The following is a 16,066-nucleotide window of genomic DNA, read 5'->3' on the forward strand; positions in this document are numbered from 1 at the left end:
GTCCTTGATGCGTGAGGCGACCTGGCCCGGCGGCAGCGAACTCGGCCCGGACGAAACCCGGAACATGCGGCTGGTGGTGGCCGGATCATATTCAGGATCGTTGTAGACGCCGCCGTTCTTGGCAGCGAGCTCGCGCTTGGCCTTGGGCGTCAGGCCGTCGGCCAGTGCCGGCTGCAGGCTAAGCACGGCAGCCAGTATCAGGGAAAGGCCGCGTATCATGAGGCGCTGACCTGGATGGTTCCATCCGCCATCACCGTGCCGGACAGGATCTTGCCGCTGTCGATGTTGCGAACCTTGACGAGGTCGCCCGCTGCACCTGGCTGCAGCGTCACGGCGGTCGCCGAGATCGTCAGTCCGCCGGCGATGAAGAAGACCTGCACGGAGGCGCCCTGTTCGACCAGCCAGGCCTCGCGGATGGCAATGGAAGGGATGTAGCGGCCGGGCAGCAGCGTGCGCTTGGCGACCTTGCCGTCGAGTTCCTCGGCCCGTGTGGCGACCGCTTCCGGCTTGTGCTTGCCGACGATCAGGGTCACCTTTTTCAGGGCAGCGAGATTGATGGTCTCGCCGGGATAGATGACCCGGCTGGGAATCAGCACCACCTCGCCGACAGCTTGATTGCCGGCGATCTGAGTGGCTGACTGGTCGGCCGATTGGTCTGTCGACTGGTTTGTCGATTCCTGGGCAAAAGCCGGCATGCCGCCGGTCACCAGCGCAAAGGCGAGCGCGGTGCGGCGGAAAACGGACAGGAGACCTGGCGTCGACATCATGCGTTACCTGATGTTCTTGGAGACGACGGAGGCCATGTCGTCGGCGGCCTGGATGACCTTGGAGTTCATCTCATAGGCGCGCTGCGCCGAGATCAGCTCGGTGATTTCCTTGACCGGGTCGACGTTGGAGGCTTCGAGGTAGCCCTGCTGGATCGTGGCGAAGCCGGGATCGCCCGGGACGCCGACATTCGCCGGCCCCGAAGCCGTGGTTTCCTGGAACAGATTGTCGCCGAGCGGCGCCAGGCCCGCCTCGTTGGCGAAATTGGCGATCTGAAGCTGGCCAAGGTTCTGCAGGGCGGTCTGGCCGTCGATGCGGGCGAAGACCTGGCCGGTCTTGTTGACGATGACCTCGACGGCATCGACGGGGACGTTGATTGCCGGAATGACGGCAGCGCCGTCGACTGTCACCAGCTGGCCGGTGGCGTTGGTGTTGAGGGCGCCGGCGCGGCTGTAGAGCGTGCCGCCGTCGGCACCCTCGATCTGGAACCAGCCCCTGCCGGTGAGCGCCAGGTCGAAACTGTTGCCGGTGCTGGTCAGTTCGCCCTGTGTGTGCACGTTGCGCACGGCCGTCGTCTTGACGCCGAGGCCGATCGACACACCCTCCGGCACCAGCGAGGCGTTGGAGCGGTTGGGCACGCCCTGCGTGCGATCGACCTGATAGAGCAGGTCGGAGAATTCAGCACGGGCGCGCTTGTAGCCAGTGGTGTTGATGTTGGCGATGTTGTTGGCGATGACTTCCAGATTTGTCTGCTGGGCATTCATGCCGGTGGCGGCGATGGCGAGTGCTTTCATGGCGGAATTCCTCAGATGCCCATTCGACTGACTTCGAGATAGGCGGAAACCACCTTGTCGCGAATGGCGACGGCGGTCTGAAGCGCCTGCTGCGCACTCATCACGGCGTCGACCACCTGACGGGTGTCGACGTCGCCCTTGAGCGCCTGTACCGACACCTGCTCGGCATTCTGCAGCGTGTTGACGGTCTTGGAGGCTGCCTGGCTCAGCGCCTCGGCGAAGGAGCTGCCGATGTTGCCGCCAGCCGAAGGTGTCGCGCCGCCCTGGAGCAGGCTTGTCACCGCGTCGTCGCCACCGATCGACGGCTTGAACTGAAGGGCTCCGATACCGCTGATCATTACTGGTTCCTCATCAGGTCGATGGTCATGGAAATCAGGTCGCGCGCCTGCTTGACGACCTGAAGGTTGGCCTCGTAGGAGCGGTTGGCCTCGGTCATGTCGGCCATCTCGATCAGCACGTTGACGTTGGGCATCTTTACGTAGCCCTTTTCGTCGGCGGCCTCGTTGCCGGGCTGGAATTCGACAGGAAAGTCACTGGGATCACGATCGATCGAGTTCACGGCAACCGTCGCGCTGCCGGAGGCCCGGTCGAGCTCGGAGACGAAGCTGATGGTCTTGCGGCGATAGGGGTCGGAGCCGGGCGCGGTGCCGGTCGACTGGGCGTTGGCGAGGTTTTCGGAAACCACGCGCAGGCGCTCCGACTGGGCGCCGAGGCCGGATGCTGCGACTTTGAGAGCTGCGGTCAGCGCGTCCATGGTCAGCTCTTCACCGCCATCATCATCATCGAATGGAACGCCTTGACGATCGCCGTGTTGAGTTCGAAGGAGCGGCGCACCTCGCCGGCCTTCAGCAACTGGTCTTCCAGCACGACCGAGTTCTTGGACGGCATGACGACGCCGTCATCTTCCTGCGGCTTGATGGTGAAGCCGGCATTGGTCGCTGCGTTGCCGAGATGGCCGGCCTGCGTGGCCTGCAGCGATACGGCTGTGCGGTCGAGCACCTTTTCGAACGGCTCGACATCGTTTGCCGTGTAGCCCGGCGTGTTGGCGTTGGCGATGTTGCCGGCGACGGCGGACTGGCGCACGGCCAGCCACTGGGCTTGCTTGGCGGCGAGGTCGAAAAGGGAAACGGGCTCCATGAGAATCTCCGGGCGTGTTCCCGAAGACTAGGCCGCCAGTCTTGCGCGGACCTTGCGGATGGCCGGAGGCCTGAGATGGGGCGTTTACTTGGAGAGTTCGATCACCTGGTCGGCACTGGTGACCATGACCCATTTGCCGTTGCGCTGCTCGATGGAGGATACCTGGCTGGAGTCGGGCAGTATCGAGCCACGCTGGACGATCCAGAGGCCAGCGTCGTCCTCGATCATGGCGCGGCCGTTGGCGACATGAACCATGCGGAATTTCGCCGCGTCGGCGGGAAAGGGTTGCTCACCGGGCGCAGGTGCTGGATTGGTGTCATCCTGCACGGTTCCCGTGGCAAGCAGGTCGAGATTGGCCGCCGGGACGTCCTTTGCCGTCAGCGGCGCGCTGCGTTGGGCGACCACGCCGCCGCCCGCCCGTCCCGAATTGGTGCCGGTGCCGCCGAACTTCATCGCCTGGACGCCGAACTGGTCCTGGTTGAAGAAGATGTACCAGGGAAACAAAGCGCAGATCAGCCCGAGCGTGATGCCGAGCGCGGCAATGACGAGATCGCTGCGCCGATCGGACTTCTTGTTCAGCCGGGGAAACTGCGCCTTTGGTGGCTGCGGCCATTCGGTGAGCGGGAACAGACCGTCGATCAGCGAGTCGCGGCTGGCCTGTGTCATCTCGGCGGCCTCCGCCTGGGGAGCCCTGGGCAGAGCTGGCTCGGCGGCCCTTCCTGGAACAGGATCGGCTTTGGCAGCCCGTGGCAGGATTGGCTTTACGGCTCTGGCCAGAACGGCCTCGGCTTTGGCAGCTATGGCACGGGCAGCCTTTGCCTTGGCAGCCCGGGCTTCGTCAGCCCGGGCTTCCGCGGCGGCATTGGCCTCGGCGATCATGTCGCGCAGGATGCGCTCGGTATATTCGCGTTCAGTCTCCGGCATCGGCGTTCAGCTTGCTCTTGAGGTGGCGGGCGAGATCGGAGAACGGGTCGATCGACGGACGATCCTTCGGCGCTTGCGTCAGTGCCTCGTAGATCAGCGGCACCTGGCGCACGGCAATATCGAGCTCGGCATCGACGCCGCCCTGATAGGCGCCCAGCAAGCGGATATCGCGCGTGTCCTCGAAGCGCGAGATCATCGACTTCAGCCTTGTCACCAGCGCGCGCTGTTCGACGCTCCAGGCCTTTCCGGCCAGCCGCGATATGGACGAGAGCGGATTGACCGGCGGATAGCGGCCCTGTTCGGCGATCGTGCGGTCGAGCACGACATGACCGTCGAGGATGCCCCGCACGGAATCGGCAACCGGATCGTTGTGGTCGTCGCCGTCGACCAGCACGGAGATGATGGCGGTGATCGACCCCTTGCCTTCCGCGCCTGGCCCGGCGCGCTCGAGCAGCTTGGGCAGCTCGGTGAACACCGAGGCCGGATAGCCGCGGGCGACCGGCGGCTCGCCGGTCCCCGTCGCCACCTCGCGCAAGGCGTGAGCGAAGCGGGTGATCGAGTCCAGCACCAGGAGCACGCGGTGCCCCTGGTCGCGAAAATGCTCGGCGACGCGCATGGCTGAGTCCGGCGCCCGCCGGCGCATCATGGCGCTTTCATCGCTGGTGGCGACGACGGCGACGGTCTTGGCCATGCTGTCGCCGATCGTATCCTCGAGGAATTCACGCACTTCGCGGCCGCGTTCGCCGATGAGCGCCACGACGACGGTGTCGAATGCGTCGGCGCCGGCAAGCATGGCAAGCAGGGTCGACTTGCCGACGCCGGAGCCGGCGAAGATGCCAAGGCGCTGGCCGAAGCAGAGCGGCGTGAAGATGTCTATGACCTTGACGCCGGTCATGAAAGCGGTGCCGACACGCTGCCGTGCCATGGCACCGGGCGTCGTCTGGGCGCTCGATGCGTCGTCTCCCCTGACCAGGGGCGGGCCGCCATCGATTGCCCTGGTGAGCGCGTCGATGGTGCGGCCACGCCACGAGGCATGCGGCGCCACCGCGAGCGGACCGCGGCGGAACACGGCATCGCCGATGCCGGCATCGGCGCTGCGTTCGAAGGGTGCCACGACGACCTCGTCACGGCTGATCTTGACGATCTCGCCGCGGCGCGCACCGGCATGGCCGCGCTGCTCGACGATGTCGCCCAGCCGGGCGAAATCGGAGAGGCCGTGCACCTTGTAGTGCGTGGGCGTGACTTCGGTGACGCGGCCGCCGCGCTTGAGCAGCGCCTCGGTGTCGGCGAAACGCCGCCAGACCCGTTCCAGCGCAGCAAGCCGGTCTTCCGGCGCTGGCTGGAGCTGTCTTTCGGGTGCGCGCAGGGATGGCTGGTCGAGCAACATGGACTATTTCGAGCCGAGCGTCTTGATCGCCTCGTCGGTGGAGGAGTCGGTCTGCCGCATCAGGGCGGCGGTGTTCTCGAAGGCACGCTGGACCATGATCAGCCGGGTGATTTCCAGCACCGGATTGACGTTGGACTCTTCGAGGAAACCCTGGGCAACGCCGATATCGGAGCGATCGGTGACAGGCTCAGGCGTGCGCGCCGGAACGATGCCGGAATTGCCGTAGCGGACGAAATTTTCGCCCGGATCGAAATTGTAGACACCGATGGAGCCGACAAGCTGATCGTTCTGGCGCAGCGAACCGTCGGCCCCGGCCTTGGGTGGACCGTTGCGCGGGTCGAGCTGGATCGGCGAGCCGCCGGCATCGAGCACCGGGTGGCCCTCGATCGACATCAGTTCGCCGTTCTCGTTCATCGAAAAGCGCCCGTCGCGGGTCATGACGGTGCCGACAGGCGTATCGATGGCGAACCAGGCATCGCCCTGAATGGCGAAATCGAAGGGATTGCCGGTCTCGCTCAAAGCACCGTGGGCGCCGGAAAGATAGGTCTTGCCAGAGGAGGCGAAGGACACCGATTTCGGTCCGGTGCCGGACACGACGTCCTCGAACTTCACGCCAGTGGCGCGAAAGCCGATCGTCGAGGCGTTGGCGACGTTGTCGGCGATCGTGTCGAGGCGACGCTCGAGCGCGATCTGCGAGGAAAGGGCGACGTACAGGCTGTCCCGCATGATGATCTCAGAACCTTAGTTTCTGCATGGCCATCATCAGGTCGGTGGAGATGCCGACCGTGATCGGCTGGGCAAACAGCACGCTGACCGAGGTGACGGCGGATGAGGTCGGGTTGTTGATCTCGTACATGCTGGTGAAGCGCGTCAGGAACTTGCCGAGCTTCTCGGGATCGGAGAAATCCGAGATGTCGAGTTTCTGTTCGAACAGCTGCGCCTGCTTGTCGACATCGGCGGTGGCGAAGGAATCGGGCAGCCCGAGCACGGTGCGCACGACGCTGGCAAGGGCGGTGTCGGCCAGCACGTCGTACCAGCTGGTGATGGTCGGCGCCTTGCGATCGAAATAGAGCGCCAGCCGCACGCCCTGGTTGGTCTGGCCGGCATCCTCTTCGAGGGTCTGGCGCATGTATTTGTCGACGGTCGGCTGCTGCGCCGGATTGATGGTGGTGGTGTTCTCACCATAGGCCTCGAAATTGAAGGCGGAGGCAAGCGCGGCGTAGGTCTTGTCCGTCATCTTGTTGGCGACGCTGTCGGGGTCGCGAACGCCACCTTGCAGAACACGCTTGATGAGGTCCTTGTCCTCGGTCGTCGAATCGAGGCCGAATGACGCCAGCGCGTATGTGTAGAGCCGGGTGTTCGACATCAGATCGTCGATCGACTTCACCTTGGTGATGTTGGCGAGATAGTATGTCGTCTCGCCCTTCACGTAGTCCGAATCCGGATCGAGGCCGGCGATTTTCGCCTGCGTGGCGTAGTTCTTGGTCACCATCTGCTGCGTCTTGTTGTAGATGGTCGCATCGGCGCCGTTGGCGGCGAAATTGAAGGCGCTGACGAATTCGGCGTAGCGCTTGTCGGTCAGCTTGTTGGCGAAGCTGTTAGGATCGGAGACGCCTTCCTTAAGTGCCTTGACCATGAAGGCCTTGGCGTAGTCCATGTCCTCGAGCCCGTATGCCTTCATGGCATATTTGAACAAACGGTCATTCTTGACGAAATCGTCGATCGATTTCACCTTGGTGATGTTGTCCAGATAATATTTGGTATCGCGATCGACCACGGGCTGCTGCTCGATCCTGTCGAGCGACTTCGAGATGTCCTTGGTGATGAGCTGGTAGCTGGTAAAGGTATTAAGCAAAGACGTGCCTCCGGCCGAAGCTATGCCAGCACAATACCCCCACTTCCTTGCGCGAAACTGAATCGTCTCCGACGCTTTCGATTCAAGCCTCACACAAGGCACGGGAGCTATCCCTTACGCCTGATGTGAAATGCGGAAGGACCTTTCGTGGGCATTCTGATTGGACTGGTGGTTACGCTCGGCTGCGTCCTTGGCGGCTTCATGGCCATGGGCGGCCATCTTCACGTGCTGGTCCAGCCGTGGGAAGCCGTGGTCATCTGCGGCGCCGCGTTCGGCACGTTTCTTGTCGCCAATCCGATGAAGACGGTCAAGGATACCGGCAAGGCCATCCTCGAGGCGTTCAAGCAGGCGGTGCCGAAGGAACAGAACTACCTGGAAACACTGGGCGTGCTGCACAGCCTGATGCGCGAACTGCGCTCGAAGTCGCGCAGCGAGGTCGAGGCGCATATCGACAATCCCGAGGAATCGGCGATCTTCCAGGCCTTTCCGACCGTACTCAAGAATCACGATCTGACGAATTTCATCTGCGATTACTGTCGCATCATCATTATCGGCAATGCCCGCTCGCACGAGATCGAGGCGCTGATGGACGAGGAAATCCAGACCATCAAGTCCGACAAGATGAAGGCCTATCACGCAATGGTGGCGGTCGGGGACGGCTTGCCAGCGCTCGGCATCGTCGCCGCCGTGCTCGGCGTGGTCAAGGCGATGGGTGCGCTCGACCAGTCGCCGGAAATCCTCGGCGGCCTGATCGGCGCGGCCCTGGTCGGCACCTTCCTCGGCATCTTCCTGTCCTACGCGGTGGTCGGACCCGTCGCCACCAAGATCAAGACGGTGCGCGAGAAGAACAACCGCCTCTACATCATCGTCAAGCAGACGCTGCTGGCCTACATGAACGGCGCGCTGCCGCAGGTGGCGATCGAGTTCGGCCGCAAGACGATCTCGTCCTATGAACGGCCGACGATCGACGCCGTCGAGCAGAGCACGATGAACACCGGCTCCGTCGAAAAGAAGGCCGCCTGAACGATGCGCGACAGATCGGTCCCAGCACTGTCATGACCAGTCCGGGCAGCCCAGCGGAAGCGCGCTCGCTGATCATCGAGCGCCTGGTCGGCGACAGCGGCGAAGCCGCCCAGGTCATCGACGCTGGGCGGGCCATGGCCGAGCGCGCCGTGCCGCTGCTGCAGAAAGGCCTGACCGGTGAGCTTGGCGTTCCGGTCATTGTCGATCTCAAAGCGATACAGGTTAGCCGCGTTCCCGAGGCGCGTTCGCGCGCCGGCGACACGTTTGCCCTGACCGTCGTCGGCTCGTCCGTGTCCTCCGATGCGATGACCCTGGTGATCGATGCACCGGCGATCGCGATCATGGTCTGCACGCTGTTCGGCGGCGATCCGGATCTGCCGGTGTCGCCAATCGAGCGCGATCTGTCACAGATCGAAATCGATGTCTCGACCATGGTGTTCCAGCAGGTCGCGCAGGCCCTCAATGGATCGGGAAAGCGCTCGCTCGACCTGCGCCTGCCGGCGCCGCGGGCAATGTCGGGCACCGAGGCGAAGCGGCACGTGCTGCGCGACGGCGCGGCGATCCGCATCGTCCTTGGCATCTCGACGCCGGCCGACAGCGGCACCGTCACCGTGACGATGCCGCAGCGTGTCGTGCTGGCCAGCCGGGACAGTGCCGTCGCCGCCGGCGAGAACGATCAGGGAGCCAGCTGGCGCGCGCGCTTTTCGGAAGAAGTGATGCGCTCCACGGTGGCACTCGAGGCCACCATGCCGCTGGCGCGGCTGACACTCGGCGACCTTGCCGGTTTTGAAATTGGCCAGGTCATCGAGTTCGAGGAAACGGCGCAGTCGCAGGCACGCCTCAGCGCGCGCGGCAAGACGCTATTCGTGTGCGAGTTCGGCAAACTGGGACAGAATTACACCGTCCGAATCAGGCATCCCTACGATGCCGGGCAGGATTTTATCGAAGCGCTGATGCCGGCTTCTGCCGGCCGCGCCTGACATTTGGAGACGACGCATGGCCAAGACCAAGGTGGAAGCCGACCTCGACCAGCCGGACGAGCAGCTCGACCGTGCCATTGAAGAGTTGCGCGGCGTCCTGCATGAAGAGGAGCAACGCCCCGATGCGGCGTTCAGGGCCGCTTCAGGTGCCAATTCGAGCGTCATCATGAATATCCCCGTCGATGTCCAGATCATCCTCGGCAGCACCGAGATGCCAGTCTCCGACCTGATGGCGCTGCAGAAGGGGTCGACCGTGGCGCTCAATCGCCGCATCGGCGAACCTGTCGACGTCGTGGTCAACGGCCGCAAGATCGCGCGCGGCGAGATCACCGTGTTGGAAAGCGATCCGTCGCGCTTCGGCATCAGGCTGACCGAAATCATCGCCGGCACGAAGGGCGCCTAGGACATGGGTTGCGGAGCTTGCCGGTGGCAGCAGAGGCGAGTGGCATGACGACGCCGGTGACCTTGACCCGCGCGCAGAAGGCGGCCGCCATATTGGTGGCGATGGGCAAGCCGTCGGCCAGCCGCCTGCTGAAATTCTTCAAGCAGGAAGAACTGAAGGCGCTGATCGAGGGCGCCCGTCTGCTGCGGACGATTCCGCAAAGCGATCTCGAGCGCATCGTCGCCGAGTTCGAGGCCGAGTTCACCGAAGGGGCGGGATTGCTCGATTCCGCCGACAGGATGGACACCATCCTCAATGAGTCGCTGTCGCCCGAAGAGATGAGCGCGATCATGGGCGACAAGAGATTCGAGGTCGCACCGGAAGGCCCGCCGCCGATCTGGCCCGAGCTCGAAAAGCTCGAGCCGGCGCGGCTTGGCGCCTTCCTGGCCGGTGAGCATCCACAGACCGCGGCCATGGTGCTGTCGAAGCTGGCGCCGCAAGTGGCGGCGAGCGTATTGTTGACGTTGACCAAGTCGACGCGCGGCGAAATCATCAAGCGCATGGTGACGATGGCCAATGTTCCGGAAGCCGCCAGCAGGATCGTCGAAAACCGGTTGCGCAGCAGTGTGCTGACGGAAACCTCGACCAAGGACACGTCGGCCGGGCAGGCGCGCGTCGCCAGCGTTCTCAACGAACTGGACAAGCCGCTGCTCGAGGAGGTCATGCAGGACCTGGAAGCCGCCGGCACGCCCGATCTCGATGGTGTCCGGGCTCGCCTGTTTGCCTTCGACGACCTGCCGCTGCTCACCCAGAAGGCGCGGGTGCTGCTGTTCGACGGGCTGTCGACCGAATTGGTCACGCTGGCCCTGCGCGGCGCGCAGGCGGGACTTGCGGAATCAGTGCTGTCGGCGATCGGCGCGCGGTCGCGGCGCATGATCGAAGCCGAACTCGGACAGGGATCGGAAGGAGTTCCTCTCGCTGACATTACGGCGGCGCGCAAGACAATCGTGACGACGACGATCCGGTTGTCACGCGAAGGCGCTTTCGAGCTCCCCTCGACCCAGAACGCCGCTTAAGACCGCGCCATGGCTGACGCGGTCGACAAGGATTCGAAAACCGAAGAGGCGACGGAAAAGAAGATCCGCGACACCATCGAACAGGGCAAACTGCCCCATTCGCGGGAAACGGCGCTCCTTGCGTCCTTCGTCGCCATACTGGTGTTCACCGTCTTCTACGCCAAGGATGCCGTCATCGACCTCGGCATGTTCCTGTCTATGTTCCTGGAGAAGCCGGAAGCCTGGCCGATGGACACCGAGACCGATGTCATCGCGCTCTACAAGATCGTCCTCCTCGAGGTCGGCCGCGCCGTCTTGAGCCTGTTCGTGCTGCTGACCGTAGCCGGCGTCGGCGCCTCGGTGTTCCAGAACATGCCGCAATTCGTCGGCGAGCGGGTCCGGCCGCAATTTTCGCGCATCTCGATCGTCAAGGGCTGGAACAGGCTGTTCGGCATCCAGGGCTTCGTCGAGTTCGCGAAGTCCATCGGCAAGGTCGGCTTTGCCATCCTCGTGCTGATCTTCACGCTGTCGGAAGACCACCGCAAGCTGCTTGCCGGGATGATCACCAATCCGGTTGCCTTCGGTCTCGTCATCCGTGGCATCGCCGTCGACATCCTGGTGGCGATCGTCTTCGTCATGGGGCTGATCGCGGCAATCGACATCGTCTGGTCGCGCTTCCACTGGAAGCAGGACCTGCGCATGAGCAAGCAGGAGGTCAAGGATGAGTTCAAACAGTCCGAGGGCGACCCGATCGTCAAATCGCGGCTGCGCTCGCTGGCGCGCGACCGGGCGCGCAAGCGGATGATGACGGCGGTGCCGCGCGCGACGCTGATCATCGCCAACCCGACGCACTTCTCGATCGCGCTGAAATATGTGCGCGACGAGGACTCGGCACCGATGGTGCTGGCCAAGGGGCAAGATCTGGTGGCGCTGAAAATCCGCGAGATTGCCCGCGAACACAACATCCCGATCTTCGAGGACGTGGCGCTCGCCCGCTCCATGTACAAGCAAGTTTCGGTCGATAATGTGATCCCGTCACAATTCTACCAGGCCGTCGCCGAACTGGTGCGGATCGTCTACTCGAAAAAGGCTGAGCGGAGACAAATTTCATGAACCGCCAACCGCACGCAAAATCCCGCGAGATCATCGTCGCCAGCGCCATCGAGCAGGTGGTGGGGGAACTGAGGCTGATCGATGTCGCCGACTACATCGCCTTCATCCGGCTTGAGCATTTCGCGTGCCTGTCGGATCTGGTCGATTCAGCGGTGGAGCTGTTCTTCATGCCTGGCACGCTGCGGCTTGGCCATGGCGGCGAGGCGCATGTCGACTGGAGCGGCAGCCCGCGCATCGTGCTTGACCTGGAGCTGAGGCCGCCCGGCGTCACCGTCTATTTCCAGCTGACGCTGGGCGAGCTCGGTGCCTCGGTGGTGGTCAACTACGTGTCGTTCGAGAAGCCGGGCGAAGACCCCGAGCACAACACGGCGCTGCTCGAGGCTGTGATCGAAGAGGCGCGTATCCGAAAGGTCGAACCACTCGCTTATCGCTGACGTCGATCGCGAGCCGCCGCCGGCCGATCCTCGAATTATCCTATTCGATCAGGCCCAGCCGCAGCGCCTTGGCCACGGCCTGGTTGCGGTTGACGGCGTTCAGCTTCTGGGTCGACTGGGTCAGATACTGGTTGGCGGTGTGCACCGACAGCTTCAGGAGCCGCGCGATCTCTTCGCTAGTGTTGCCGTTGGCGGTCAGCTTCAGGCATTCGAGTTCACGCTTGGAAATGGCGCGCATGCGGCCGGCATCGCCCGGACGGATGCGGGCGACGGCGGCGAACAGCGAAAAGCAGCGGGCGTGGATCTCGTAGAGGGCGTCCTGCGGCAAGGCGATCTCGGAGCCAAGGAAAACGACGAGGCCGCATTGGCCGCGATCGGCATGGACCGGGAAGGCGATGCCGCTGGTGCCGGGCGCCAGCGCCGCCATCTGCTCGGTCCAGGCGAGATTGCCGAACATCTCCGCCATGGCGGCGACACCGTCATCGGTCCACCAGCGCGGTTCGGTCGAGATGCGGGTGTGGCGCACGATCTCCTCGCCATTGGCACCTGAAATGAACTTTGTCGCCACGGCGATCCCGGGATAGTCGGAATCGAAGCAAGGAACTAGCCGTGCCCGTTCGGGCGAGGGGCTGACAAAGAACAAGCCGAAGGCCGAGGCGTTGATGTCGACTGATATCCAGCGGCAGCGGCGCACGGCATCGGGAATGGTGACGGCGTGATGGGTTTCGGAGCCAAGCGTGAAGGCGCCGAACGGGTTGCGCTGCTCGTTGAAGAGGGCTTCGGCAGCCTCCTTGATATCGGCGTGTTTCAAATGATGCCGCTCCTGATCGCCGTGGCGATGGCCATCGCGCGGTTGCTGGCCGCGAATTTCTGGATGGCGTGGGTGATGTAGCTGTTGACGGTGTTGGAGGAGACGCCAAGGATAACGGCGACCTCGTCGGTGGTCTTGCCTTCGGAAACCCAGAACAGGCATTCACGCTCGCGATCCGACAGCGGATCCTGCATGGCGGCGGCGGCGATCAATTGCGGGATGTGCGAAAGCGCGTAGCAGCATTTCAGTTGCGCCCGCATCAGCGCCGGCTGGTCGATGCCGCCGACAGTCGCCGCCGAGAACAGGGCGAACAGGCGCTGGCGGCCGACATTGAGGCGCAGCGAATAGATTTCGGCATGGCCGAGCACGTCGAGAAGGCGCGCCTCTTCGCCGGTGATCAATCCGTCTGCTGCGGGTGCCTGAGATGCTACCAGCGGCTGCGGACGGATGCCGGGCGCGACGGTGAGCGCGCCTTGCGCAAGCCCGGCGATCAGCCGCTTGCCGATCAGCTCGATGGCATCGAAAATCCAGTTGGACGAGACGATGCGCGCATCGTTGCGGTCCTGGTCGTGGACGATGGCGACAAGCATGTAGCTGTCGGCGCCGATCTCGGCGGTCAGTTGCATGAAAAAGCTGGTCAGATCGCCGCGCGACGTCAGGCGCGAGCCCAATGTGTCGGATTGAAGTGGCGCGGCGGGACTGCTCATTCTTGTTGCTTTTGGCCGGAATCGTTTCTGCTGTCCGGCTGCTGGAAGCCAGCCGCCGAACCCGAATACGCATTACTTTGACGAAGACACACGCGTGGCGCAGGGCTGCGCCAACCAGATCCGAATCCATTCAGGGAACGCGAAGCCGTCCGCGTCTGGTGCCGGAAAAACTCCGGAACAAGAGACTTTGGGTGGTCGCCGCGCCCCCCAAGGACCGGCTGATTCGGGTCTAATCTACCCGCAGTTGAATCCGACATCAAACGCGATTTGACAAAATCGAATCTGGTGGACTCAGGTGCGACTCAGAGGTCTATTTTCGCGCCTTGGACAGAAGACAGAGACGCGAAAAGTCCTCACTGATTGCAAACCGGCCATATCGGCGGCTAGTCGATTCCGGTAGGTTCGGGAACGTTGAAGAGGCGGGCGCCCCTTGCAGCCATGCCTGCGGGCGGCAGGCCGTCGCAATCATCTCGCGGCGGCACGCAGTGGGGTGGCAATTTGGTTTCGGGGGAAACAATGAGCGATTCATTTCAGGAAGTTACATCCGTCTCGTGGTTCGGGCGCATCAAGCGGGCGGTCGGCGGGGTCATCTTCGGCCTGCTTCTGGTGGTGCTGATGGTGATCGGGCTGTTCTGGAACGAGGGCCGCGCGGTGCAGACGGCGCGCTCTTTGGCCGAAGGGGCCGGCGCCGTCGTCTCGGCCAATGCCGACAGCGTCGATGCCGCCAATGACGGTAAATTGGTGCATGTCAGCGGGCCGGTGACGGCGGACAGCGGTCTCGCCGATCCGGATTTCGGCATCGCGACGCAAGGGCTGCGGCTGTCGCGCAGCGCCGAGATGTATCAGTGGAAGGAAGAATCCAAATCCGAGACCACCAAGAAGCTTGGCGGCGGCGAGGAAACGGTGACCACCTACAGCTATTCGAAGGTGTGGGACGACAGCCAGATCGATTCGTCGGATTTCAAGAAGCCGGACGGCCACCAGAATCCGCCGATGGCGATCCACAGCCGGACCTTCCAGATTCCGCAAGGCAAGCTCGTCGCCTTCGATCTCGACACGCCGGTGCTTGATCGCATCGAGGGCGACAAGGCGTATTCGCTGTCGCCCGACCAGTCGGCCGCGATCAAGGCCGCCTATACCGGCACCAGGCCGCTCAGCATCGTCGACGGCAAGATCTATCTCGGCGCCGACACCACAACGCCGGCGCTGGGTGACTATCGCATCGGCTACGAACTGGCGCCGCTCGGTGTGATCAGCATCGTCGCGCGGCAGGCCGGCAGCCGGTTCGAGCCTTACCAGACCGAGGCGGGCGATGCGTTGCTGATGGTCGACACCGGCACTGTCCCGGCCGACAAGATGTTCGCCGAGGCAGTCAGTGCAAACACGCTGATCACCTGGCTGCTGCGCGCCGCCGGCCTGCTGTTGCTGACCATCGGCTTTGCCCTGTTCCTCAGCCCGATCGGCGTGATCCTAGACGTCATCCCGTTCCTCGGCAGCATGGCGCGGATGGGAACCGGCATCATCGCCTTCTTCCTGGCGATCTTGGTCGGCACGACGACGATCGCGATTGCCTGGTTCTGGTATCGGCCGGTTCTGGCGGTGGGCATCCTTGCGGCCGGCGTCATCGCGGCAGCGGCGGTCTACTATCTCGGCCGCTCGCGCAAACCGGCCGAGCCAACCGTCGCGCCCAGCGTTGGCGCCGCCACCTGATCGCGAGAATCCGGGCGGCGTTGCCGCCCGGTCCTGGTTGTCTCTGCTTATGCCTGTCGTTGTCCCAAAACCGCTCCGTGGCCGGCACTATCTGTCTTCGAAGCCCGTCAGCACGCCGACGGCATTGACGCCGATCTCTTCGACGGCATAGCCGCCTTCCATCACGAACAGCGTCGGCAGACCGAGTTTTGCGATGCGGCGGCCGATCTTCGGATAGTCCGGGCTCTTCAGCTTGAACTGGCTGATCGGGTCCTTCTCGAACGTGTCGACACCGAGCGAGACGATGACGACATCGGGCGCATAAGCGGCAAGCTTAGCGCAGGCATCCTCCAGCGAGGCGTTCCAGGCGTCCCAGTCGGTGCCGAAGGGCATGGGATAATTGATGTTGAAGCCTTCGCCTGCACCGGCGCCGCGTTCGTCGGCATGGCCGAGGAAGAACGGGTACTCGACCATCGGATCGCCATGCAGGTTGAGCACCTGCACGTCGGCACGGTCATAGAATATCTCCTGCGTGCCGTTGCCGTGGTGGTAGTCGACATCCAGGATCGAGATGCGTTTGGCGCCCTGGTCGCGGAACCATTGCGCAGCAACGGCGGCGTTGTTGATGTAGCAGTAACCGCCCATGAAGCCGGCACCGGCATGGTGGCCGGGCGGCCGGCAGAGCGCGAAGGCGGATGTCTCGCCGCCCTTGACCATGCTGGCGGCGGTCAGCGCCACGTCATAGGACGACTTGATCGCGGCCCATGTGCCTTCGACGAAGGTGGCGCCGGCATCGAAGGAATAATAGCCGAGCAGCGCGTCGACGCGCTTTGGCGGTACGTCGCCGCGCAGGCCGCGCGTCGGCCAGGTGAAGGGCATCGCCGTGCCCGTGAGGCCAGCTTCCACCCACTGCGGCCAGACCGTTGGCAGGAAGTCGATGTAGTCAGATTTGTGGATGCGCTTGGCGGCGGCGAGATCATGCTCGAGCGGCAGGACGATCGGCCCTAACT

The 16,066-nt window shown here is 63.7% G+C and carries 19 protein-coding genes and 1 pseudogene; 7 read left to right on the forward strand and 13 right to left on the reverse strand.

What is annotated here, in order from left to right; translation table 11 throughout:
- The 10 genes and pseudogenes from EN993_RS18185 to EN993_RS18230 all read right to left on the reverse strand — a co-directional run.
- Positions 1-219, reverse strand: a pseudogene (locus tag EN993_RS18185) (flagellar biosynthesis protein FlgI); the annotation flags it as partial.
- Positions 216-767, reverse strand: a complete 552-nt coding sequence (flgA, locus tag EN993_RS18190) for a flagellar basal body P-ring formation chaperone FlgA (protein ID WP_126070311.1) — start codon at positions 765-767, stop codon at positions 216-218. The gene flgA and the pseudogene EN993_RS18185, both read right to left, overlap by 4 nt.
- Before the next feature lie 3 nt (positions 768-770).
- Positions 771-1,559 (reverse strand): flagellar basal-body rod protein FlgG, encoded by a 789-nt coding sequence (flgG, locus tag EN993_RS18195; protein WP_109659398.1) that lies wholly within the window; start codon positions 1,557-1,559, stop codon positions 771-773.
- Between the two features lie 11 nt (positions 1,560-1,570).
- Positions 1,571-1,897, reverse strand: a complete 327-nt coding sequence (locus tag EN993_RS18200) for a flagellar hook-basal body complex protein FliE (RefSeq protein WP_109659400.1) — start codon at positions 1,895-1,897, stop codon at positions 1,571-1,573.
- Positions 1,897-2,313: a flagellar basal body rod protein FlgC gene (gene flgC, locus EN993_RS18205; RefSeq protein WP_109659402.1), complete on the reverse strand. Its 417-nt coding sequence runs from the start codon at positions 2,311-2,313 to the stop codon at positions 1,897-1,899. The genes EN993_RS18200 and flgC overlap by 1 nt, the downstream gene beginning before the upstream one ends.
- Before the next feature lie 2 nt (positions 2,314-2,315).
- Positions 2,316-2,696: a flagellar basal body rod protein FlgB gene (gene flgB, locus EN993_RS18210; RefSeq protein WP_109659404.1), complete on the reverse strand. Its 381-nt coding sequence runs from the start codon at positions 2,694-2,696 to the stop codon at positions 2,316-2,318.
- Positions 2,697-2,780: 84 nt separating this feature from the next.
- Positions 2,781-3,620: a hypothetical protein gene (locus EN993_RS18215; RefSeq protein ID WP_109659406.1), complete on the reverse strand. Its 840-nt coding sequence runs from the start codon at positions 3,618-3,620 to the stop codon at positions 2,781-2,783.
- Positions 3,607-5,007, reverse strand: a complete 1,401-nt coding sequence (gene fliI, locus EN993_RS18220) for a flagellar protein export ATPase FliI (protein WP_109659408.1) — start codon at positions 5,005-5,007, stop codon at positions 3,607-3,609. Before fliI ends, EN993_RS18215 begins: the two co-directional genes overlap by 14 nt.
- A 3-nt stretch (positions 5,008-5,010) precedes the next feature.
- Positions 5,011-5,733 (reverse strand): flagellar basal-body rod protein FlgF, encoded by a 723-nt coding sequence (gene flgF, locus EN993_RS18225; RefSeq protein ID WP_109659410.1) that lies wholly within the window; start codon positions 5,731-5,733, stop codon positions 5,011-5,013.
- A gap of 7 nt (positions 5,734-5,740) precedes the next feature.
- Positions 5,741-6,862, reverse strand: a complete 1,122-nt coding sequence (locus EN993_RS18230) for a DUF1217 domain-containing protein (protein ID WP_109659412.1) — start codon at positions 6,860-6,862, stop codon at positions 5,741-5,743.
- A gap of 147 nt (positions 6,863-7,009) precedes the next feature.
- Here EN993_RS18230 and motA point away from each other — a divergent pair, with 147 nt between their 5' ends.
- The 6 genes from motA to EN993_RS18260 are packed head-to-tail and all read left to right on the forward strand — an operon-like array spanning position 7,010 to position 11,849.
- Complete coding sequence (gene motA / locus EN993_RS18235; RefSeq protein WP_109659414.1) at positions 7,010-7,885, forward strand: flagellar motor stator protein MotA; 876 nt, start codon at positions 7,010-7,012, stop codon at positions 7,883-7,885.
- 32 nt (positions 7,886-7,917) lie between these two features.
- On the forward strand, positions 7,918-8,865 hold the full coding sequence (locus EN993_RS18240; RefSeq protein WP_109659416.1) for a FliM/FliN family flagellar motor switch protein: 948 nt from the start codon (positions 7,918-7,920) through the stop codon (positions 8,863-8,865).
- A gap of 16 nt (positions 8,866-8,881) precedes the next feature.
- On the forward strand, positions 8,882-9,268 hold the full coding sequence (fliN, locus tag EN993_RS18245) for a flagellar motor switch protein FliN (RefSeq protein ID WP_023761675.1): 387 nt from the start codon (positions 8,882-8,884) through the stop codon (positions 9,266-9,268).
- 44 nt (positions 9,269-9,312) lie between these two features.
- A complete protein-coding gene (locus tag EN993_RS18250) occupies positions 9,313-10,323 on the forward strand; it encodes a flagellar motor switch protein FliG (protein ID WP_109659418.1) in 1,011 nt (336 codons plus the stop codon).
- Positions 10,324-10,332: 9 nt separating this feature from the next.
- Positions 10,333-11,415, forward strand: a complete 1,083-nt coding sequence (gene flhB, locus EN993_RS18255) for a flagellar biosynthesis protein FlhB (protein WP_056582589.1) — start codon at positions 10,333-10,335, stop codon at positions 11,413-11,415.
- Positions 11,412-11,849, forward strand: a complete 438-nt coding sequence (locus EN993_RS18260) for a hypothetical protein (protein WP_127264474.1) — start codon at positions 11,412-11,414, stop codon at positions 11,847-11,849. The genes flhB and EN993_RS18260 overlap by 4 nt, the downstream gene beginning before the upstream one ends.
- Positions 11,850-11,889: 40 nt before the next feature.
- Here the strand turns inward: EN993_RS18260 and EN993_RS18265 are convergent, their stop codons facing one another.
- Together EN993_RS18265 and EN993_RS18270 are read right to left on the reverse strand one after the other, a co-directional pair.
- Complete coding sequence (locus EN993_RS18265; protein WP_109659422.1) at positions 11,890-12,660, reverse strand: helix-turn-helix transcriptional regulator; 771 nt, start codon at positions 12,658-12,660, stop codon at positions 11,890-11,892.
- Entirely contained in the window at positions 12,657-13,367 is a 711-nt protein-coding gene (locus EN993_RS18270; RefSeq protein ID WP_109659424.1) for a helix-turn-helix transcriptional regulator, read from the reverse strand. The genes EN993_RS18265 and EN993_RS18270 overlap by 4 nt, the downstream gene beginning before the upstream one ends.
- Before the next feature lie 516 nt (positions 13,368-13,883).
- On the opposite strand from EN993_RS18270, the gene EN993_RS18275 reads away from it, so the two are divergent.
- Positions 13,884-15,077, forward strand: coding sequence for a TMEM43 family protein (locus EN993_RS18275; protein WP_127264475.1), 1,194 nt, complete (start codon positions 13,884-13,886; stop codon positions 15,075-15,077).
- Between the two features lie 87 nt (positions 15,078-15,164).
- On the opposite strand, the gene EN993_RS18280 is transcribed toward EN993_RS18275, so the two are convergent.
- Positions 15,165-16,066: histone deacetylase family protein (locus EN993_RS18280; RefSeq protein ID WP_164757706.1), on the reverse strand; the 902-nt coding region annotated here is incomplete at its 5' end.

The organism is Mesorhizobium sp. M7D.F.Ca.US.004.01.2.1, assembly GCF_003997785.1.
Lineage (GTDB): Bacteria > Pseudomonadota > Alphaproteobacteria > Rhizobiales > Rhizobiaceae > Mesorhizobium > Mesorhizobium loti.